At 56.8% G+C, this 21,371-nt stretch carries 18 protein-coding genes and 1 pseudogene; 9 read left to right on the top strand and 10 right to left on the bottom strand.

Going from position 1 to position 21,371, the window contains the following annotated elements; all coding sequences use genetic code 11:
* The first annotated feature begins 60 nt into the window (after nucleotides 1–60).
* The 6 genes from ACZ1HJ_RS16480 to dddP all read left to right on the top strand — a co-directional run bounded on the left by ACZ1HJ_RS16480 (nucleotide 61) and on the right by dddP (nucleotide 6,396).
* Nucleotides 61–399, top strand: coding sequence for a P-II family nitrogen regulator (locus tag ACZ1HJ_RS16480; protein WP_472719728.1), 339 nt, complete (start codon nucleotides 61–63; stop codon nucleotides 397–399).
* 33 nt (nucleotides 400–432) lie between these two features.
* Nucleotides 433–1,839 carry a type I glutamate--ammonia ligase gene (gene glnA / locus ACZ1HJ_RS16485; protein ID WP_472719729.1) on the top strand — a complete coding sequence of 469 codons (1,407 nt, stop codon included), beginning with the start codon at nucleotides 433–435 and terminating at the stop codon, nucleotides 1,837–1,839.
* A 277-nt stretch (nucleotides 1,840–2,116) separates the two neighbouring features.
* Nucleotides 2,117–2,995, top strand: a complete 879-nt coding sequence (locus ACZ1HJ_RS16490; protein WP_472719730.1) for a hypothetical protein — start codon at nucleotides 2,117–2,119, stop codon at nucleotides 2,993–2,995.
* A 167-nt stretch (nucleotides 2,996–3,162) separates the two neighbouring features.
* Nucleotides 3,163–3,927, top strand: coding sequence for a lytic murein transglycosylase (locus ACZ1HJ_RS16495; protein WP_472722228.1), 765 nt, complete (start codon nucleotides 3,163–3,165; stop codon nucleotides 3,925–3,927).
* Between the two features lie 4 nt (nucleotides 3,928–3,931).
* On the top strand, nucleotides 3,932–4,918 hold the full coding sequence (locus ACZ1HJ_RS16500; RefSeq protein ID WP_472719731.1) for a hypothetical protein: 987 nt from the start codon (nucleotides 3,932–3,934) through the stop codon (nucleotides 4,916–4,918).
* Between the two features lie 134 nt (nucleotides 4,919–5,052).
* Nucleotides 5,053–6,396, top strand: coding sequence for a dimethylsulfonioproprionate lyase DddP (dddP, locus tag ACZ1HJ_RS16505; protein WP_472719732.1), 1,344 nt, complete (start codon nucleotides 5,053–5,055; stop codon nucleotides 6,394–6,396).
* 67 nt (nucleotides 6,397–6,463) lie between these two features.
* On the opposite strand, the gene ACZ1HJ_RS16510 is transcribed toward dddP, so the two are convergent.
* Nucleotides 6,464–6,673, bottom strand: coding sequence for a hypothetical protein (locus tag ACZ1HJ_RS16510; protein ID WP_472719733.1), 210 nt, complete (start codon nucleotides 6,671–6,673; stop codon nucleotides 6,464–6,466).
* A gap of 138 nt (nucleotides 6,674–6,811) precedes the next feature.
* Nucleotides 6,812–7,558 (bottom strand): GGDEF domain-containing protein, encoded by a 747-nt coding sequence (locus ACZ1HJ_RS16515; RefSeq protein WP_472719734.1) that lies wholly within the window; start codon nucleotides 7,556–7,558, stop codon nucleotides 6,812–6,814.
* Nucleotides 7,559–7,809: 251 nt separating this feature from the next.
* On the opposite strand from ACZ1HJ_RS16515, the gene ACZ1HJ_RS16520 reads away from it, so the two are divergent.
* Both ACZ1HJ_RS16520 and ACZ1HJ_RS16525 read left to right on the top strand, forming a co-directional pair.
* On the top strand, nucleotides 7,810–9,024 hold the full coding sequence (locus tag ACZ1HJ_RS16520; protein ID WP_472719735.1) for a bifunctional alpha/beta hydrolase/OsmC family protein: 1,215 nt from the start codon (nucleotides 7,810–7,812) through the stop codon (nucleotides 9,022–9,024).
* Nucleotides 9,025–9,189: 165 nt separating this feature from the next.
* On the top strand, nucleotides 9,190–9,894 hold the full coding sequence (locus ACZ1HJ_RS16525; RefSeq protein WP_472719736.1) for an acyl carrier protein: 705 nt from the start codon (nucleotides 9,190–9,192) through the stop codon (nucleotides 9,892–9,894).
* 308 nt (nucleotides 9,895–10,202) lie between these two features.
* Here ACZ1HJ_RS16525 and ACZ1HJ_RS16530 read toward each other — a convergent pair whose 3' ends face one another.
* On the bottom strand, nucleotides 10,203–10,898 hold the full coding sequence (locus ACZ1HJ_RS16530; protein WP_472719737.1) for a DUF1223 domain-containing protein: 696 nt from the start codon (nucleotides 10,896–10,898) through the stop codon (nucleotides 10,203–10,205).
* A gap of 221 nt (nucleotides 10,899–11,119) precedes the next feature.
* On the opposite strand from ACZ1HJ_RS16530, the gene acnA reads away from it, so the two are divergent.
* A complete protein-coding gene (gene acnA / locus ACZ1HJ_RS16535; RefSeq protein ID WP_472719738.1) occupies nucleotides 11,120–13,807 on the top strand; it encodes an aconitate hydratase AcnA in 2,688 nt (895 codons plus the stop codon).
* 104 nt (nucleotides 13,808–13,911) lie between these two features.
* On the opposite strand, the gene ACZ1HJ_RS16540 is transcribed toward acnA, so the two are convergent.
* The 7 genes and pseudogenes from ACZ1HJ_RS16540 to ACZ1HJ_RS16570 form a co-directional block, all read right to left on the bottom strand.
* Nucleotides 13,912–15,552, bottom strand: coding sequence for a Na/Pi cotransporter family protein (locus ACZ1HJ_RS16540; protein ID WP_472719739.1), 1,641 nt, complete (start codon nucleotides 15,550–15,552; stop codon nucleotides 13,912–13,914).
* Between the two features lie 41 nt (nucleotides 15,553–15,593).
* Entirely contained in the window at nucleotides 15,594–16,388 is a 795-nt protein-coding gene (locus ACZ1HJ_RS16545; protein WP_472719740.1) for a phosphodiesterase, read from the bottom strand.
* Nucleotides 16,385–17,194, bottom strand: coding sequence for a carbohydrate ABC transporter permease (locus ACZ1HJ_RS16550; protein WP_472719741.1), 810 nt, complete (start codon nucleotides 17,192–17,194; stop codon nucleotides 16,385–16,387). The genes ACZ1HJ_RS16545 and ACZ1HJ_RS16550 overlap by 4 nt, the downstream gene beginning before the upstream one ends.
* On the bottom strand, nucleotides 17,191–18,084 hold the full coding sequence (locus ACZ1HJ_RS16555; protein WP_472719742.1) for a carbohydrate ABC transporter permease: 894 nt from the start codon (nucleotides 18,082–18,084) through the stop codon (nucleotides 17,191–17,193). Before ACZ1HJ_RS16555 ends, ACZ1HJ_RS16550 begins: the two co-directional genes overlap by 4 nt.
* A gap of 60 nt (nucleotides 18,085–18,144) precedes the next feature.
* Nucleotides 18,145–19,413 carry an ABC transporter substrate-binding protein gene (locus tag ACZ1HJ_RS16560; RefSeq protein ID WP_472719743.1) on the bottom strand — a complete coding sequence of 423 codons (1,269 nt, stop codon included), beginning with the start codon at nucleotides 19,411–19,413 and terminating at the stop codon, nucleotides 18,145–18,147.
* 41 nt (nucleotides 19,414–19,454) lie between these two features.
* Entirely contained in the window at nucleotides 19,455–20,474 is a 1,020-nt protein-coding gene (locus ACZ1HJ_RS16565) for an ABC transporter ATP-binding protein (protein ID WP_472719744.1), read from the bottom strand.
* A pseudogene (locus ACZ1HJ_RS16570) lies at nucleotides 20,471–21,248 on the bottom strand (DeoR/GlpR family DNA-binding transcription regulator). The gene ACZ1HJ_RS16565 and the pseudogene ACZ1HJ_RS16570 overlap by 4 nt, the downstream one beginning before the upstream one ends.
* Nucleotides 21,249–21,371: the final 123 nt, after the last annotated feature.

Raw genomic sequence — 21,371 nt, forward strand, 5'->3', positions numbered from 1 at the left:
TGAGGACCCCAAACAGAAGTGGTCTCACAGGCTGAAATTTCAGCGCAGGAGGCTGCCCCCATGAAAAAGATCGAAGCGATCATAAAGCCCTTCAAGCTTGACGAGGTGAAAGAGGCCCTTCAGGACGCGGGCATTCAGGGCCTGAGTGTCATCGAAGTCAAAGGTTTCGGCCGCCAGAAAGGCCATACCGAACTCTACCGCGGCGCTGAATATGTGGTGGATTTCCTGCCCAAGGTCAAAATCGACGTGGTGCTGGACGATGATCAGGTGGATGCCGCCATCGATGCCATCACCGAGGCCGCCAAAACAGACAAAATCGGGGACGGCAAAATCTTCGTCAGCTCTGTTGAACAAGCCATCCGCATTCGGACCGGTGAGACCGGTTCGGAAGCGCTCTAACCCAACATTTCCAGTAAAAGAAGGACGAAGAGAATGAGCAAAAAAGCAGTTCTCAAGCAGATCAAGGACGAAGACATCGAGTATGTCGACATCCGTTTCACAGACCCGCGCGGCAAACTGCAGCACGTGACTGTTATGGCCGATCAGGTCGATGAAGACTTCCTCGATGAAGGCTTTATGTTTGACGGCTCCTCTATCGCCGGCTGGAAATCAATCGAAGCGTCGGACATGAAACTGATGCCCGATACGGACAGCGCCTATGTCGATCCGTTCTACGCCGAAAAAACGCTCTGCGTACATTGCTCGGTGGTTGAGCCCGATACGGGCGAGGCCTACAACCGCGACCCACGCGGCACAGCGCAAAAAGCCGAGGCGTACCTGAAATCCTCAGGCATCGGCGACGTGGCCTACATGGGTCCGGAAGCTGAATTTTTCCTGTTTGATGACGTGCGTTTTTCGAACACAATCAACAAGGTATCGTACGAAGTTGATGCGATTGACGCCTCTTGGAATACAGATACCGAATATGAAATGGGAAACACTGGTCATCGCCCCGGCGTCAAAGGCGGTTATTTCCCGGTGAACCCGATCGACGAATCCCAAGACCTGCGCAGCGAAATGCTGAGCACCATGAAGCGTCTGGGCATGAAGGTCGACAAGCACCACCACGAGGTGGCCAGCTGTCAGCACGAGCTGGGCCTGATTTTTGACAGCCTGACAAAACAGGCCGATGAGCTGCAGAAATACAAATATGTCATTCACAACGTGGCGCAGGCTTACGGTAAGTCGGCAACCTTCATGCCCAAACCGATCTATGGCGACAACGGTACGGGCATGCACGTGAACATGTCGATCTGGAAGGACGGTAAGCCGTTGTTTGCAGGCGATAAATATGCTGATCTGAGCCAGGAAGCGATCTACTTCATCGGCGGCATCCTCAAGCACGCCAAGACGCTGAACGCGTTCACCAACCCGTCGACCAACAGCTACAAGCGCCTGATCCCGGGTTTCGAAGCACCCGTTCTGCGCGCCTATTCGGCCCGCAACCGGTCGGGCTGCGTCCGGATCCCATGGACCGAGTCGCCAAAAGCCAAGCGCGTCGAGGCCCGCTTCCCCGATCCGGCGGCCAACCCATATCTGGCCTTTGCCGCGCTGCTGATGGCCGGCCTGGACGGTATCAAGTCCAAGATCGACCCCGGTGAGGCGATGGACAAAAACCTCTATGATCTACCCGCAGAGGAGCTGGAAGGCATCCCAACGGTTTGTGGTTCTCTGCGCGAAGCACTGGAGCATCTGGCGTCAGATCACGACTTCCTGCTGGCTGGCGACGTGTTCACCAAAGACCAGATCGACGGCTATATTGAGCTGAAGATGGAAGAGGTTGAGCTCTTCGAGCACACGCCGCACCCTGTCGAATTCGGCCTCTACTACAGCTGCTGATCGCAACCAACAACACATGGAAAGGGCGTCCTGCACGGGGCGCCCTTTTTCAATTGGGGTGTTCCCCACCCGACAAAACATCGCCCCGACCGCCATTGCCGTGACAGACAAACAGGATCGGCCGCGTTGCCCACAAACCGGACATTCAATTGTTGCTGAATTCGATCCAAAAGCCGTTTTTCAGGCGGATTGCCCCAATGGTTCCGCATTTGAAACAAATTGTTCACTTGTTTGCCTGCGATAAAAACCGCTGACTGACTGGACCAATACGGGCTGAATGATGACCACAACGACACCAATGGCGTCCGCCGGATTGATATTTCAGGGGTTGCGAGACCTCGATATCGTCAAGATCGGCAACCGCGTCTGCAATGCGTTTGAAGCGCTTGAGCAGAATGTCACGGGTGTGCGCATCCTGTCGAATGACCGTGCCTGCATTTCGTCCCTCCATCATAACGTCACGGTCTCGGTGCTCGAAGATCACGAAGTGGATGGGCTACCCGGCCCGGCGCCTTTGATGCTGGAACTGGTCATCGATGGCACGTCGCTTACGCAGGATGACATCCCGCATAAGGACACCGTTCTGGCTCATGCGCTCAAATCCCTCCATTGGACGCTCTCGGCAGATCAGGTCAAATGGGTCACGCCGGGCTCCATCCTCAGCAGCGCTGATTTCATCATGGCCACGACACAGCCAGAGCCCAAGGACGCAGCGGTTCTGCCCAAAGTAACCGTGTCGCGATCCCCCCTCGGCATCGTCGAGCGGCGCTACACCTTGCCCAATGTCGAAGAAACCAACGAACTTTTGCACATGCGCTTGCGCCAAAAGGACGTGCTGGCCGTTGAGGCGGACCGTCAGGGTACGGTGTTCCAGACCTTCCTCACGGATCCCGATATGATCGGCCAACCCGAGGCGGATCCGGACGACATCCGCGAGAAAACAGCGCCGTTGCGCCTCTCGGTCTGGATGATGTCCTTCACCATTGCGCTCTTTGCGCTACCCGTAGGTGCGGCCTTGCTCGTCTTTAACGTGCTCCGGGGCGAAAATCTGCGCCTGTCCTCGCATGTAGCGGCCCTCACCGGCACGTTCATCGCACTCGATGCAAACGGGGCCACGGCACAAACCATGGCGTTACTCCAGGGTCTTGTTGGGTAAGACCACGCGGACAACATGGGCATGGTTCCGCATCGCCCCCCCACAGCCTTAGAAATCCCTTTGTGGGCAATTCCGGCTCGGATACACTGAAATCTGTTCAGTCTGCCAAGGAGCCTGTCATGCCCGCCCGATTCCCCGCTTTGATTTTCGCAGGTGCCACAGCGCTGATGCTGACCCTGCCCAGCCCCTCCGCAGCCGCCGCATGCGGCAACACCGGCAACGGGTTCAACGCGTGGAAATCCGCCTTCGCCAAGGAAGCCAAACGCGCCGGTGTCAAACAACGCGGGCTGCAGGCTTTGTCCGAGGCGCGCTATGCAACCCGGACCATCGCGGCAGACCGCAACCAGAAAAGCTTCAAATACAGTCTCGAAAAGTTCATGAAAGTGCGCGGCGCCAATGCGATTGTCTCACAAGGACGCGCGCGCAAGGCCCGTAACGCTGGTTTCTACGCCGCGCTCGAGCGTCAATACGGCGTTCCGGCAGGTGTTCTGATCGCCATTCATGGCATGGAAACCGGCTTTGGCGGGTTTATGGGCGACAGCGCCATTGTGTCGGCCATCACCACGCTGGCCTATGATTGCCGCCGCACCGATTTCTTTATTCCGCATGCGATCGGCGCGCTGAAACTGGTGGATCAGGGGGCCATTACCGGATCGACCAAAGGCGCCAAACATGGGGAACTTGGGCACACGCAATTCCTGCCCGGCAATGCGTTGCAATATGGCGTCGATGCCAATGGCGACGGTCGTGTTGATTTCTACAGCCAGGCGGACGCCCTAGCCTCAACGGCGAATTTTCTGCGGCAAAAAGGGTGGAAACCCGGTCAGGGTTATGCCGAAGGGCAGCCCAATTTTGCCGTGATCAAGCAATGGAACGCAGCCACCGTGTACCAACGCGCAATTGCGATCATGGCCGCACGGATAGACGGATAAACACATGTTCTTTTCAAATCGATTGCGCAGACTGGCCTCTGCACTCGTTCTGGCGGCCTGCCCTGTTGTGACCGCCGCCGACCCTTTCAGCTTCGTTGTTGTCGGGGATCAGCCCTATGGCAAAGGTGCTGAAATCATTGAACGATTTCAGACATTGATCACCACGATCAATGACCATGCGCCCGATCTGGTCATCCATGTGGGTGACACGAAATCAGGTGGCACCATCTGTAGCGACGGGCTTCTGGCGGAGCGTCTTGCGTTGATGAATGCCATTGAGGCCGCAACCATCTATACGCCCGGCGACAACGAATGGACCGATTGCCACCGGGTTTTCAGCGGAGGCTATGACCCGACAGAGCGGCTGGCCCATATCCGCGAAACCTATTTCGCCAACCCGGAGATGTCCTTTGGTCAAAATCCCATCGCCCTGACGCATCAGGGGGCGGCGGGGTATCCTGAAAACGTCCGGATCATCAAAAACGATGTGATGTTTGTGGCCGCGCATGTGGTCGGCTCCAACAATAATTTCGAAGCCACCCGCCCGGACGCAGCCGCAGAATTTGCCGCCCGTGACGCGGCCAACCGCACGTGGTTGATCGAAAGTTTTGAGGCCGCGTCCGACACCAACGCGCTGGTGCTGGCAATCCACGGCGACATGTTTGAATTCGGGTTTGGCACGGGCCCCGATCCCGAAGGGTTCTTGCGCCATTCCGGGTTCAAACTCTTTGCCGAAACCCTGATCTGGCAGGCGGGGCTCTATAAACGACCGGTTCTGCTGACCTATGGCGACAGCCACCGGTTCCAGATGTTCCGCCCCTTCCCGCGCAAGGCCCCGAATATCATGGCGATGGAAACCTTTGGCGCGGATCATATGCACGCCGTGCGCATCCTGGTTACGCCGGATGATCCATCACCATTTGCGGTTCAGCCGATCTACAACCCCGATCAGGCGCTGGCACCAAAGCCCAAAAAGAAGAAGAAAAACTAACCACCGTCACCGGATTTGCGCGGCATTTCCCACCGTTTTCAGGCGGTCATTCTGAACAAGCGGATGTCGCAATTTGGCGAGCGGGTGTGATGCGACACCGCCACCATCAGCCTAACAGCAGATGAGGGTCAGCCATGAACACGCATTACCGCGACGCCCGCAAAATCGATCCCGCTCGGGGCGCAACCCTTGGGGACAACACGCCAAATGATGCAGATCGGATCGAGATCGGGCCAACGCAGCTGGCCTATGATGAATGGCAGGCGGCCGGACTTGTGCTGCCGGATTTGCAGGAAATGCGCCGCTTCAGGTGGAAACGCCTGACCCAGCATATCGTTGACCGCGACTATGCGGGTATTTTGCTCTTTGACCCGCTCAACATTCGCTACGCGACAGATTCCACAAACATGCAGCTTTGGAACACGCACAATCCGTTTCGCGCGCTTCTTCTGTGTGCGGACGGGTATATGGTGATCTGGGACTACAAAAATGCGCCCTTCCTGAGCACATTTAATCCGTTGGTGCGCGAACAACGCTCGGGCGCGGACCTGTTTTACTTTGACCGTGGCGACAAGATTGATGTGGCCGCCGATACGTTCTCGAACGAGGTGCGCGAGGTTCTGGCCGAACACGCGCCCGGCAACACGCGTCTGGCGGTTGACAAGATCATGCTGCACGGATTGCGCGCGCTTGAGGCGCAAGGGTTTGACATCAAGGAAGGCGAAGAGGTCACCGAGAAATCCCGCGCCATCAAGGGTCCAGATGAAATTCTGGCCATGCGATGTGCCAGCCACGCCTGCGAAACCGCTGTCAAAGCGATGGAAGACGCCGCGCGTGGTGGCGTGCCAAAGGGTAACATGTCCGAGGATGATATCTGGGCCGTGCTGCATGCCGAGAACATCCGCCGCGGGGGTGAGTGGATCGAAACGCGGCTGTTATCCTCGGGTCCCCGCACCAATCCGTGGTTTCAGGAATGCGGGCCACGGATTGTGCAAAACAATGAAATCGTGGCGTTTGATACCGATTTGGTCGGCAGCTACGGGATTTGCGTCGATATTTCCCGCACATGGTGGGTTGGGGATGAGGCCCCCCGGCCTGATATGGTCTATGCCATGCAGCACGCCCATGAACACATCATGACCAATATGGAAATGCTGAAACCTGGGGTGACGATCCCCGAACTTACGGCCAATGCGCACCGTCTGGATGATCAGTTTCAGGAGCAGAAATACGGCTGCCTGATGCACGGGGTTGGGCTGTGCGATGAATGGCCATTGGTGGCCTATCCCGATCACGCGGTTGCCGGCGCCTTTGACTACGCGTTGGAGCCGGGCATGGTTCTGTGCGTCGAGGCGGCGGTTGGTGCAGTTGGTGGGGATTTCTCCATCAAGCTGGAAGATCAGGTGCTGATCACTGAGGACGGGTACGAAAACCTCACCCAATATCCCTTTGACCCGCGGTTGATGGGGCAGACCTGAGCGCGCAAATCCCCGGATCTGCCCGGTAAAGGGGAACAGGAACGCCCTGCCCCCGATACTTCGCCGGTTACTCGGGCCAATGCGAACGACGCACGTTTCCGTGCCAGTCTTCACCTTGCGACGAAATACCCTCGGCTTCCGGAATTTGGAACCGCGGCGCGTCAGCTGGATCTACCAGTAGAGCGCCGAGCCCAACCAATCCTAGAAAAAGACCGACCCCGATTGCGCGGGCGACAAAAAGGGAGGATCGGTGTTCTGAATAAAAACCATGTGTCATCACTCTCTCCTTCATGCTGTGATGAAGGAAACCTAGGTGTGACCTAAATATAATTAAAACGAATATATGTTGGATATATCATCACGAATGTAGATGATGGATTTGTAAAGGCCAAAACGCCCGGCCGGTGCCGGAAAATCACTCCGCCGCGTGGTGAACCCCCGCTTCCTCATCCAGCGTCGGATCATATTGGCAGACTTGATCCCGGCCTTGCCGCTTTGCCCGATATGCCGCCAGATCCGCACGGTGAATCGTTTCGTCGATCTGGTTCAGGGATGTGACCTCAGCAACGCCAAAGCTCGCGGTGATCTGAATTTGCTGGCCATCCGCCACGAATGTCTTTTGCCGCACGCACTCGCACAGCCGCTCCGCCACAGCGACACCTTTTGCGAGCGAAACATCGGGCAGCAAAATCACAAATTCCTCCCCACCGAAACGCGCAATGATATCCTCCTCCCGGCTGTTGATCGCTAGGATATTGGTGAATTGGCGCAGCACGCTGTCCCCGGCTTTATGACCATAATTGTCGTTGATCTTTTTGAAATGATCGACGTCGGTGACCAGCAAAACCATCGGAACGGCGTCCATGCGCGACAGACGGTGATAGAAATTCAGCCGGGTGCACGCGCCGGTCAGATTATCGTGGTTGACCGCATGTTCGAGTTGCATGGTCAAATCATACACGTCGCGGATTTTTGTCCCCACGAAATAGCTGATCGGCGCCGATAAGATAACAACATGGATGGAGCTGGTCAGGGCCAGTGACTGAAACAGCTCATATGGAAAGGTAAGGAATTGCAACGCCAGGTTCGCCAGTAAAACAAGCACAGTAATGGCCGCGGCGAAAAGCCGGACGTTATTCTGACTTTGGATACGAAAATACATGGCACCAACGCTAAGCAAATGGATGTCAACCATGGCACCAGAGCATTAACATTCGATGCCGCCCCGCCCAAAATCCATGTTCAAAGCGCGTTAAATTTTAATCGAGACGCGCCTGAAAATCCGGGACGCCGCTGGCAAGCTCGCATCGGCATTTCACCTTGTCACCTTCCCGTGACGCGCTGACACAAATACTGGTGCACCCGCGCCCGGCTAATTACCCTTATGGCCCAACACTTCTTGAAGGATTCTCCATGCCGACCGAACGCATCACGTTTCGCGGCCACGATGGCAGTACTCTGGCGGCCCGTCTGGACCTGCCCGCAGGCCCACATCTGGCAACTGCGCTTTTTGCTCATTGCTTTACGTGTTCGAAGGACATCCCCGCCGCGCGGCGCATTGCGGCACGATTGGCCGGGGCTGGCATTGCCGTACTACGTTTCGATTTCACCGGCCTGGGACATTCCGAGGGTGAGTTCGAAAACACCTCTTTTGCCACCAATATCCGTGATTTGGTACTGGCCGCGGCGGCGCTGGAGGCAAAAAACATGGCGCCCAGCCTGCTGATTGGCCATTCCCTTGGCGGGGCGGCCGTTCTGGGGGCCGCAAGCGAGATCAAGAGCGTCAAGGGCGTTGTCACCATCGGTGCGCCTTATGACCCGGGGCACGTGACGCATAATTTTGGCAACGCGCTGAAAGAGATCGAAACCGTCGGCGCGGCTGAGGTCATGCTGGGCGGTCGCCCGATCCGGATCGGCAAGAATTTCGTTGAAAACGTAAAGGCAGAAAACCTGACAGACAAGATCACCGGGCTCAACCGCGCGCTTCTGGTGCTGCATGCGCCTCTGGATCAGATCGTGGGCATTGAAAACGCCGCGCAGATCTTCAGCGCCGCAAAGCACCCCAAAAGCTTCGTGACGCTTGATAATGCCGATCACCTGATCACCGCGCCAGAGGATGCCGAATATGCGGCGGATGTCATCGCCACATGGGCGATGCGCTATCTCGACCTCAAGCCGCCTGCCCCGCCCCCCGGTGCGCCGGAGGGGATTGTGAAAGTGTCCGAAGCGGATCCGGAGGGCTTCCTGCAGGACGTGAATTCCGGCCCGGACCACCACACGCTTGCCGATGAGCCACTGGCCTATGGCGGCACCAATCGCGGCATGTCACCCTATGGGTTTCTGTCCTCGGGGCTCGGTGCATGTACATCGATGACCATCCGCATGTACGCCCGCCGCAAGGGCTGGCCGCTGGATCATGTATCGGTCGATGTGAGCCACGACAAGGTGCATGCGCAGGATGCGGAACTGGGCGGCAGCAAGGCCCAGGTTGATACGTTCAGACGTCGGATCAAACTGACCGGCGACCTGAGCGCCGAACAGCGCACCCGCCTGCTCGAAATTGCAGACAGATGCCCCGTGCACCGCACCTTGGAGCAAAGTTCAGTCATCATAACCGAAGCCGCCTGAACGCCGGGGTCAACCTGCGCTCAGCGAGTAGTTAAACCTAATTAGCCAACACTTTTTAGCTATTTAGGACCGCTTTGCGGACTTTACTGACCTTGGCATTCGCCATCACAATAGCTAAATTCTGTGGAACAGTAGTGACAAGTGCTGCCGTGCTCGGGGTGAAAGATGGTTAATAATAAAACAAACCAAAAACCTAATTCGGTTGGAATTGTCGGCGACGGCGATGACGTTGAACTGATTGAGTATTTTGAGGAAGTATTTGAAGTCACCTTTTCCAACAAAGAGGCTGAGAGCATTGTTACGCTTGGCGAAGCTTACGAAATCATCCGCTCCAAGCTGCCAACTGATCCAAAACAAAAGAACAAATGCCTGACTGCGATGGCCTACTATCGGTTGAACCGAGCAATGAGCGATCAAGGCAAAATACACCCTGAAGTTCGCGTTGAAGTCCCTTCAGCCATGACACCGAAAACCTTTCAAAAACAACTGGAAAAACGAAGCAATCTCTGCCTCGATTTTCTCACCAGAGACAGTTCTTGGGTTGTCAACTTGACCTTTTTGCAGTTTGTGACTTGGATCGTAGGTCCAGTCATTTTCTCTGGATTCAATGCGTTCGTAGCCTCCCTCGTGGCTTTTGCAATATCTCACGGGTTATGGAGAATTGCTGAGCGATCAGATAAGCGGGTCTGGATTTTTGACGGAACCGTTGGCGACTTGTCGCGTCGAGCATCAGAGATGAATATCGGCAAACTGGTTTTGTTGGGTGGCAAATGGAAAGAAGCTGATATTTGGCAATCCATGACCTCAATTATTCATGACTGCACTGGATACCCATCAGACAGAATGACACCCGAGACAAAATTCATCTAAGACAGACAGTTCTTCGATTGCAGTCACTCTGGGCTCCGAAGCGACATTGGGCCTGATCGAAGGGTGGAATGGCGTTCAAAACAAACTGGAGTATTGGCATGCCTAACAAGTTCGTTTTTGAGTTTGTGTTTTCATTGGCATTCGCCGGAATATTTTATGCGTTTGGAAACACATCGATGGTCTTGCTTGGCCTCATACTTGCCTTTGGCGTAGCTCCGATCCACGCAGCACGAAGGTATTTTCGAAACAAAGATAAGTAGTGTCATTTACAGAATGTCCGCTTTGGGCTCAAACCGGACCTTCGACCCTTACTTGACGCGCGCCACCGCGGCGACAGGCCCGTGATCTTGGCGCTGGATCAGAACCACAACCGGTTGATCACCGGAAATCGGCGTGTCGACCGCCAGCGGTGCGCGCGTGTTCCAGTTCTTCAGCACAACCATTTCTGTCACGACATTCGCATAGCTCAGCGTGCGGCCAGCGTTTTCGCCGCGCTTGATCGCAACCGATGCCTTGGGCGTGTAGCGCAGCAGTTGAACCACCATCGTGCTGTTTTGCGGGCGGGTGGCCTCGGCGCGGATCTGTAGCGTGTTGCCCGCGCGTTTGACGCGCAGGTCTACGGCATCCTCACCGGATTTATGCTTGTTGATCAGCTCGACCACATCGCGGGGACGGTTGCCCACCACATGTTCTGATCCGTTGATGATCATCTGCGGGGTATAGATCATGCGGCGTCCATTCACCCGGGCATATTCCCGCTGGCGTTTCGTATGCGCCGCATCGCCAAAGATATCCTTCCACCCGATGTAATCCCAGTAATCCACGTGCATTGCCAATGCGATCACATCGTCGCGCTTTGCCAGCTTGTGCAAAAACGCATCCGCGGGCGGGCAGGACGAACAGCCCTGCGAGGTATAAAGCTCGACCACAACCGGGTCACTTTGGGCTGTAACCGGGTTGACCAGCATGAAGGCGGCCGCAATCAGTGAGGCAATTTTGCGCATGTATCAAATCCGACTTGTTCGTCCCCTAACTTGAATTTCTATCTAAGGAAACGAATGCTCAAACGCCAATCAAGGTTTCGCGAGAGTTCGGTGAAACTTGAAATATAACGTCATTGTGTGCAATAGTATACAAATAATACTTTCGTCCTCTTGAACGCTCCGCTCAAATCAGTCAGAAGCAGGGCAAATTTATCGGAACCCACTCTGAAAGGAAGGCCCGGATGCCTATTGTTGTCGGACAGGATACCGCCAAGACCCGCAAAACCCTGAGCGTCAATGGCGCATCGGTGTCGTTTTACTCCATCGCCGCGGCTGAGGCTGCTGGCTTGGGCGATTTCTCGCGCCTGCCCGCCGCGCTGAAAGTGGTGTTGGAAAACATGCTGCGGTTCGAAGATGGCAACACCGTCACCGTGGATGACATCAAGGCGTTTTCCGATTGGGCCACCAAAGGCGGACAGAACCCGCGGGAGATTTCGTACCGCCCTGCCCGCGTGCTGATGCAGGATTTCACCGGCGTTCCGGCTGTGGTCGATCTGGCCGCGATGCGCGACGGGATCGTGGCCCTCGGCGGCGACGCGCAACAGATCAACCCGCTCAACCCGGTTGATCTGGTCATCGACCACTCGGTCATGATCGACGAGTTCGGCAACCCCCGCGCCTTCCAGATGAATGTCGACCGCGAATATGAACGCAACATGGAGCGGTACCAGTTCCTGAAATGGGGTCAGGGTGCGTTTGACAATTTCCGCGTTGTGCCGCCGGGCACCGGCATCTGCCACCAGGTGAACCTGGAGTATCTGGCGCAGACCGTCTGGACGGACAAAGACCAGAATGGGGAAGAAGTTGCCTATCCCGATACGCTTGTCGGCACGGACAGCCACACCACCATGGTTAACGGTGCGGCGGTTCTGGGCTGGGGCGTGGGCGGGATCGAGGCCGAAGCCGCCATGCTCGGCCAGCCGATTTCGATGCTGATCCCCGAAGTTGTCGGCTTTGAGCTGACCGGTGCGATGGTCGAAGGCACCACCGGCACCGATCTGGTGCTGAAAGTGGTTGAGATGCTGCGTGAGCGCGGCGTTGTCGGCAAATTCGTCGAATTCTATGGCAAGGGCCTCGATAACCTGCCGCTGGCGGACCGCGCGACCATTGCCAACATGGCGCCCGAATACGGCGCCACCTGTGGCTTCTTCCCGATTGACGGTGAAACTCTGCGGTACCTGCGCAGCACCGGCCGTGATGAGGACCGTGTGGCATTGGTTGAGGCCTATGCCAAGGAAAACGGGTTCTGGCGCGATGCGGATTACGCGCCGGTCTATACGGACACGCTGCATCTGGATATGGGCACGATCGTGCCCGCCATCTCGGGCCCCAAACGCCCTCAGGATTACGTGGCGCTGACCGATGCCAAAACGGCGTTCAATCGCGAAATGAAAGAGACATTCAAACGTCCGATGGACAAGGAAGTGCCTGTCAAAGGCGAAGACTATACGCTCAGCTCCGGCGATGTAGTGATTGCCTCCATCACCTCCTGCACCAACACATCGAACCCCTATGTGATGATCGGCGCGGGGCTTGTCGCACGCAAGGCCGCTGCTTTGGGCCTGGACCGCAAACCGTGGGTCAAAACTTCGCTCGCACCCGGATCGCAGGTCGTGTCGCATTACCTTGAGGCCGCGGGGCTTCAGGAAGACCTCGACAAGATCGGTTTCAACCTCGTGGGCTATGGCTGCACCACCTGTATCGGCAACTCCGGCCCGATCCAGAAGGAGCTGTCCGAGGCCATTGCCGAGGGCGATCTGGTGGCCACTTCGGTCCTGTCGGGCAACCGCAACTTTGAGGGCCGGATCAGCCCCGATGTGCGCGCCAACTATCTCGCCTCCCCGCCCCTCGTGGTGGCCTATGCGCTGGCGGGTACGATGGATATCGACCTGGCCTCTGACCCCATCGCACAGACCCCCGATGGCAAGGATGTCTACCTCAAGGATATCTGGCCCAGCCAGGCCGAGATCGCAGAACTGGTCGAAAAGACCGTCACCCGCGAGGCGTTCCAGTCGAAATACGCCGACGTCTTCAAGGGCGATGACAAGTGGCAGGAGGTCGAAACCTCCACTGGCGAGACGTATGACTGGCCACCGCAATCGACCTATGTGCAGAACCCGCCTTATTTCCAAGGCATGTCCAAAGAGCCCGGCACCATCACCAATATCGAAGGCGCGAGGGTTCTGGCGCTTCTGGGCGATATGGTCACAACGGACCACATCTCCCCCGCCGGGTCATTCAAGGACACCACGCCTGCTGGCCAATACCTGACCGAACGCCAGGTGCCGGTGCGCGAGTTCAACTCCTATGGCTCCCGTCGCGGCAACCACGAGGTGATGATGCGCGGCACCTTCGCCAACATCCGCATCAAGAACGAAATGCTGGACGGCGTCGAGGGCGGCTACACCAAAGGCCCCGATGGCGCGCAAACCTCGATCTACGACGCGGCGATGGCGCATCAGGCCAATGGTACCCCGCTGGTGGTCTTTGGCGGTGAGCAATATGGCGCGGGCTCCAGCCGCGACTGGGCGGCCAAGGGCACAGCGCTTTTGGGCGTCAAGGCCGTGATTGCCGAGAATTTCGAACGTATCCACCGCTCGAACCTTGTGGGGATGGGTGTGATCCCGTTTGAATTCACCGGCGGCGACACCCGCAAATCGCTTGGCCTGACCGGCGAGGAAGAGGTCTCGATCTCGGGCCTTGATACCATCGAGCCGCTTCAGGAAGTGCCCTGCACGATCAAAATGGCAGATGGCAGCGTGAAAGAGATCACGCTCAAATGCCGGATCGATACCGCGATCGAGGTTGAATACATCGAACATGGCGGCGTGCTGCATTACGTTCTGCGCAACCTCGCCAAGGCGGCCTGATCAAACCACCAAATCGAACACGGCCCTGTTGAAAGACAGGGCCGTTCTTTATTCCAAACAGTCTTTCAGAAACAGCGACCTGTCCGCGACGAAATCAGCGGCGCCTATGCGAGGCGGCTTTTCAGAAGATCACCTGATTTTAGAAGAATGGGATAGGCAACCATCGAAAACGCCGTGTTGATCTGCTTCAGCGCGCGTAGGGTTTCCTGGTGGATGTTGCTGGTCTCAATGCTTTCGGCAAGGCCTTCGCGCAACCGGCCGATATGGCTGCGTTGCAGTTTCTGCTCGACCTTGCGGACCTTTTCCTTTGCCGCCACCAGCGCACGCGCTTCAGCCGGATTTTGGTTCATCATGACATTGAGAGCCAGTTGCACATTGTTTTGGACACGGTCGGAAAAATCGCTGATCTCCTGACGGCCCTCCTGCGAAAATTGCAGGTTTTGCGCATTTAGCCGTTTGGCCAGTTCCAGCATGATCCTTGCAATGGCGTCGGATGCGGAATCAAGGTTGGACGAAATCGACGCAAGCTCCATGGATCGGCGGCTCATGTCTTCGTCCAGACCGGTTTGCGCCAGACGCGCCAGGTAGAGTTTGACCTCAAGATGCATGGCTTTGATGGCCTCATCCTGCGCGCTGATCGATTTCGCAGCATCGCCGTTCCAGCGATCATAGAGCGGCTCGACCGCCAGCAACATGCGCTCTATTTGCTGCCCCATTCCCAGCAATTCGCGCGCTGCACAATCGAGACCGCGCTGTGGCTTTTTCAATTGGGTTGGATCGAGAGCGCTGACGGTTTCAAGGGCGGTCTCACCGTTCGGTTTTTTAGCCATCACGCGGGACAACAGCGATGTAATGACACCGACAAGCGGCAATGCGAGAACCACCAGAACGACATTAAAGGCCAGATGCAGATTGATGGATTGCCGCACGGGCGTGGCCCCCAAATGGTCCATGAAGTTTGGCATCCACGCAATCAGCAGCGTTGCGAGACCGGCCCCCCCGCCGCGCAGCAACAGATTGGCAACCACCATGTGGCGCGAGGCAATGGGCGCGGTGTAGGTGAGCGTCCATGCGATAAACGCGCCGCCCAGATTGGCGCCAAGGATCATCGCCGCCGCCGCCGGGATCGGCAGGATGGCCTGCCCCGCCAAGGTGACAAACAGCAAGATGGCTGCAACGCTGGAATGCACACCCCATGCAAACACCGCACCAATGATGAAGGCACTCAGCATATCGCGGCCCAGATAGGCCATGACGGTTTGGGTGGCCGGGTTTGATATCATCGGCTCTGTCGCGTTGCGGATCATGTCGAGCGAGACAAAAATCAGGGCAAGCCCAATCATGATACGGCCAATCTGGCGCGTGCTGCTGCCTTCTCCGCGCAGGAAAATGACAACGCCAATCAGGATCAAAACCGGGATCAGGATGGGTTGGCGCAACATCAAAAGCTGTGTGACCAACGCTGATCCGACATCGGCACCAAGCAGAATGGCCAAGCCTGCGGCGGTTGCCAGCCCGCCCTTCGCGATGAAATTGGACACCAGAACTGCAACGGCGGTGGAGCTTTGCAGAAGGACAGCCGCGCCCAGGCCCGTTCCCGCCGCCAGCACCCGGTTTTTGGCGGAGTGCCGCAACCAGAGCCGCATCGGCGTGGCAAAGCCGCGTTCCACCCCGGTGCGTACCAGACGCACAGCCCAGATCAACAACGCGGCAGCGCCTGCGATACTGATCAGGGTCTGGATCATGTGCGGTTCGTTCACTGGGATCGCTTTCTTTAATCGTGGCCTTACTTGAACGGGAACGGGCCACACCCTGCGGTTGGCCCGATACGAATACACTGAAAGCCGCCGTCCCAAAGATGCAAGAGACAGCCGTCTTCTTGGGTCATGAAGCCAACAGGAGCATCTGCGCGCCGATCATATGCAAAACTGCTGTTGGGCGATGGGGCAGAAATTGCAACATGACCCGAAATTCCATGGACCATCATGCAATGAATATGACCACATACAATACGAATTTCGCCGGGATGGCGCGAAATCACATCTATGAACGCGTCTTTATTGGTCAATCCGATGGCATCCATGAACGCTATACCTGACGTAAAAGGCGGGTGGTGAACCGCCAACAAAACCGGCCGCTCCTGGGCCCGCGTCAACGCCTCTTGCAAAAAATCCAGCGTCGGCGTGTCGAGTTCGCCGTGGCGGTGCCCCTCGACCAGACTGTCGAGGCCAATCAAGTGTATGTCACCAATTGGCCGGTCCCAATTGAGCGGACCGTCCTTTGGCAATTGATCCGAAAAGGCAGATCGCATGGGCGCGCGGGCATCATGATTGCCGGGTATCACGTAAACCGGCAAATGCAGCGGCGCCATCAGGTCTTTGAACCGGGCATAGCTCTCCGCACTGCCATCGTCACTCAGATCGCCGCTGACCAGTAGCGCATCAATCGGGCCAATCTGATCGCGGATCGTTTCAATACGGCGGGCCAGCCGGTTCAGGGCTGCCGCGGTGTCCAGCCTGCCCGCCACCAAGACCCCTTCCGGGACGATATGCGTATCCGAAATCTGCAGGATCGCGGTCATTTGATCCCCGTGCGCAAGAAGGCTTGCACGAACTGGCGCTGGAAGATCAGGAACGCAATGAGCAGCGGCGCCACGGACATCAACGTGGCCGCCGAGATGATGCTGATATCCACGCCGTTTTCCGGCGCCCCAAAGATCGACAGGCCCACGGTCAACGGCCGGGTTTCGGGCGAGTTCGTCACAATGAGCGGCCAGAGGAAATTGTTCCAATGGGTCGAAACCGAAACCAGCGCGTAGGCCAGATATGTAGGTTTTGCCAGCGGAACATAGACCCGCCACAGGATACCCAAAAGACCGCACCCCTCAATCCGGGCGGCTTCGTGCAATTCAATCGGAACGCCCTTGAAGGCCTGCCGCATCAGAAAGATGCCAAAAGCGGATGCCATATACGGCATGCCCACACCCAAGATCGTGTCAAACAACCCCAGTCGGGAAACCATGGCGTAGTTCTCAACAATCAGGATCTCGGGCAGGATAAAGAGCTGCATCAGCACCAGAATGAACACGACATTCTTGCCCGGGAAATTGAGCTGCGCGAAGGCAAATCCCGCAAGTGTTGTCAGAAAGAATTGCCCGATGAGGATGACCGTCACCAGCATGAACGTGTTGATGAAGTATTTAAGCCAGGGCGCGCCCGCCCACGCCACGCGGAAATTTTCCAGCGTCCAGGGTGAGAAGAGGTTGAGGTTTACCGCGTCCGAGGTTGAATGGGTCGCCGCCCAGAACGCAAAGAGCAGCGGTGCAATCCAGATGATGGCAAGCAGGATGGCCCCAAAGCTGTCCATGAAACGGGTCAGGCTCTTCATTGGTAATGCGTCCTTTTATCCAGATAAAAGAACTGTATGGCCGCCACGATGCCCAGCACGACAATGACAAGGATCGTCATGGCAGCGGCATGGGGGGCGTCGAAGAACGCGAATGCCATTTCCCAGATGTAATAGAGGATCAGTTTGGACGCATCCGACGGCCCGCCTTTGGTCAGAATAAACAGATGATCGATCAGCTTGACCGAGTTGATCATGGCGTTGACAGCAATGAACAGCGTTGTGGGCATCAATAGCGGCAATACGATGCGGCGGGTGTAGGTCCAGCGGCTTGCCCCCTCGATATCGGCGGCTTCTTTCAGGTCCTCCGGGATCGTCTGCAATGCGGCGAGATAGAAGATCATGAAGAAGCCCGCTTCTTTCCAGATCGTCACAATGATAACGGCCCACAGCGCGGTTTCGGGCTGACCCAACCAGTTGACCGATGGCAGGCCAAAGAGGCTGCCGATCTGATCCAGCACCCCAAGGCCCGGGGTGTAGAAGAACAGCCACAGGTTTGCAGCGGCGATCATTGGCAGGACGGTGGGTGTGAAATAGGCGGTGCGCACAAAGCCACGGGCGGAGATTTTGGAATTGGCCCAAAGCGCCATGGCAAGCGCGATGAAAATCGAAATCGGGATCGTGGCCGCCGCGTAGATCAGGTTGTTCTTGACGACCAGCCAGAAGGTTGGATCCGCGAACAGGTCCGCATAGTTTTCTGTCCCGACAAATTCCGACGGTTTGCGACGTGTCCCGCGCGAAAACAGGCTAGACCACAAGGTTGCGATGGAGGGATAGAAGGCGAAAACCGTCAGCAATACCGCAGCCGGTGACAGCAATAGCCAGCCGTAAATGGCCTGCCTGCGACGTTCAAGAGTGGCGTGGGCCGACATTCGGCGCCTCCGGACTTCGGCGGGGTGGCGAGGCCAAGAGATGGCCCCGCCGTTTTGATTTTATTGGTAGTCGCGCAAAAGACGCACCGCGGCGGCCTGTGCTTCACCCAATGCCTCAGCCGAGGATTTCGCCCCGGTCAGCGCGGACTGGATCGCGTTGTTCAACCCGTCGCGCACCCGTGCGGTCTCGAAGGTCGAGAATTCGGCAACCGCGTTTTCCAGCTGATTGCGCGCCACAAGCGCGGGTGGGAATTCAGCCGTGTAGGTCTTCAAAGCCTCTGTTTCATACGCGGCGGCTGAAACGCCCATATAGCCAGTGCCGATCGACCATGCAGCGGCCTGATCCGGCGATGTCATGAACTGGATCAGTTTCATCGCGGCAGCTTTTTCCTCATCGGTTGTGTCCTTGAAGAGGTAGAAGTTACCGCCACCGGTTGGTGACCCTTTGCGCACATTCGCGGGCAGTTCGGCGACGCCGAAATCAAAGCTCGCGCCGTTTTTCACCGCCGTGAGGTTACCTGTGGAATGCCACATCATCGCGGTCTGCCCTTCCAGGAAGGCCTGACGCAATGTGCCCCACTCGACCGTACCGGTTGGCATGATGCCATGCTCGGCCGACAGGGATTTCCAGAAGTCGAGGGTTTCGACGATCTTCGGATCGTCAAAATACGTGGTCAGACCGTCATCTGACATCACCTCTTTGCCGTTCTGGATCGCGAGCGCCTGGAACATCCAGTAGGGATACCCTGTCGACGGGATCATCAGACCATAGGTGTCCTCCCCGGTCAGCGCCTTGCCCATCGAGATCATTTCATCCCAGGTTGTTGGCGGCGCTTCGGGATCAAGGCCCGCCTCGCGGAACATGTCCTTGTTGTAATAGGCAACAATTGTGGAACGCTGGAACGGAATGCCCCATGTTTTGCCCTCGATTTTGCCGTTCGCCATCAGCGCCGGATAAAAGCTGTTCAGCCATTCCTTGTCGGCATCCGATGTCGCAACGTCCTCGAAGGGAACGATCAACTCCTGTTCGATCAGGTCATACGCGTCGATGGAGAACATCACCGCAAGCTGCGCAGGCTCCCCTGAGGCAAGTGCAGACAACGCCCGCACCCGCGTATCATCATAGTTGCCCGAGTAGATGGCGTTAACCTTGATATCCGGGTTCGCGGCTTCAAAATCAGCAACGATACCATCCACCACTTCGGTTAGCGCGCCGCCCACGGCGATGGGGTAATACATCGTCAATTCGGTCTCAGCACTGGCGGAAACGGCAAGGCCCGCCGCCATCGCTGTGGCCAGTCCCAGGCCTGTTGTCGAAAATAGTTTCATGTCTTTCTCCCTTTGTTTTAGTCGTTTCTTTCAGGCGAAATTCAACTCGCCAGTCTTTGACCCGCATGATCAAAAATGTGCAGGTGTTCGTCTTGAAAAGTAATGTCGATCGGATCGCCCTCAGGCAGCATTGAAAGCCCAGGCTTGAGAACACACAGGCCCGCCGCATCCGCGTGATCCAGACCGATCAACGTCTCGGACCCCAGAAATTCACTTTCATTTACGGTGCAGCTTAGTCGCCCTTCGCCCGTCGGCACGATCTGGATATTTTCCGCCCTGATCCCGATTGTCTTGCCCTCGCCAAACCCGGTCACCGCTCGCGATCCGATCAACGCCATGGGCGGAGCGCCAACAAATTCCGCAACGAAAGTGTTGTTGGGGCTGTTATAAAGGTTCTCGGGCGTGCCGACTTGCTGGATCCGGCCGTCTTTCATCAAGACGACCGTGTCGGCCATGCTCATCGCCTCGGTCTGGTCATGGGTGACATAGACCACGGTGATGCCCAGATCGCGTTGCAACTTTTTGATGTCCTTGCGCACAGCGTTGCGGAGTTTGGCGTCGAGGTTCGAAAGTGGCTCGTCCATCAGACATAAACGCTGTCCCGCAACAATTGCCCGGGCCAGCGCCACACGCTGTCGTTGACCACCCGACAATTCGCCGGGCTTGCGGTTTTCAAGTCCAAGCAAGCCGGTGATCTCAAGCGCGCGGTGCAGTTTTTCCTGTCTTTCCGCCTTTGGAACCCGCCGGACCTTGAGACCAAAGATCACGTTTTCAGCAACAGACAGATGCGGGAAAAGCGCATAGGACTGGAACACCATCGACAGGTTCCGATCCGAGGCGGCACTGGTTGTCACATCCTTGCCGTCGATCAGGATGTGGCCCTCACTCGGCAATTCCAGCCCTGCCAGCAGCCGCAATGTGGTGGACTTGCCGCAGCCTGAAGGGCCCAGAAGCGCGGTGAAACTGCCCTCCGGGATATCGAGTGAAATCGCCTCGACCCCAAGCTGACCGTTCCAGCGCTTTGCCACGTCCTTCAGCTGCACAAACGGAGGCGTTGTCATATCATCTCCCCTTCGGCCACAAGCAGCTTGTCGTCGATCTTGTGCATCAACCGCTCGAAGCCATCTGTTGGCCTGCGGTCGACAACAACGCTGTCCATCTCCGTGATGTCATCCCCCAATGCGGGCGCCTGACGACCGAATTTTGACACATCGACCACCAGAAAGGATTTTTGCGCGTTTTCACGCATTTTTTGCCGCGCGCGGACTTCTGTGGTGTGAAAATCCAGCATACCGCCATCATCTGCGATGCCTGCCACGCCAAACACGGCGAAATCCGCGCGAAACCGCCCGAAGACTTCCAACGCTTCATTGCCAAGAATATCACGATCGGGCAGCCTGACCTCCCCCTGGAAGAATAATTCGGTTCGACATTTCATCACTCAGCGCCATGGCGGCACTTAGGTTATTGGTGATGATTGTAAGCCCTTTGTGACGCCGCATCGCCTGCGCCACACTTAATGGCGTCGATCCAATGGAAATAAACACCGTCGAGCCATCGGGGATCCGTGCCGCCGTGGCCTCACCGATCGCGCGCTTTCCAACAAGGTTCGTGCTGGCACGTTGATCAAAGGGCGTGTTCAGATACTCTTTGCTGAGCTCGATCCGGCCATGGACACGGTGCAGCATGTCGCCTTCACAGAGCGCATCCACATCGCGGCGAATTGTCTGCATTGAGACATCAAAACGCTCGGCAAGCGAGCCAACGGTTACCGCACCTCGCTCCAAGACCAGGGTCGAGATCGCATCGCGGCGCGTCCGCTTCTTTGATGACATGTCGACCTCCCCCCAAGCAATGAGTCGTCCACGACCCTAATTGGCAAAAAGCAACAAACCAACATTTAGTTTGTATTTTTGTACTTTTTGGCGGCTATTTTCTTTCGAATAGGTCGTTATTTT

This window comes from Roseovarius sp. JB2-10 (genome assembly GCF_055693585.1).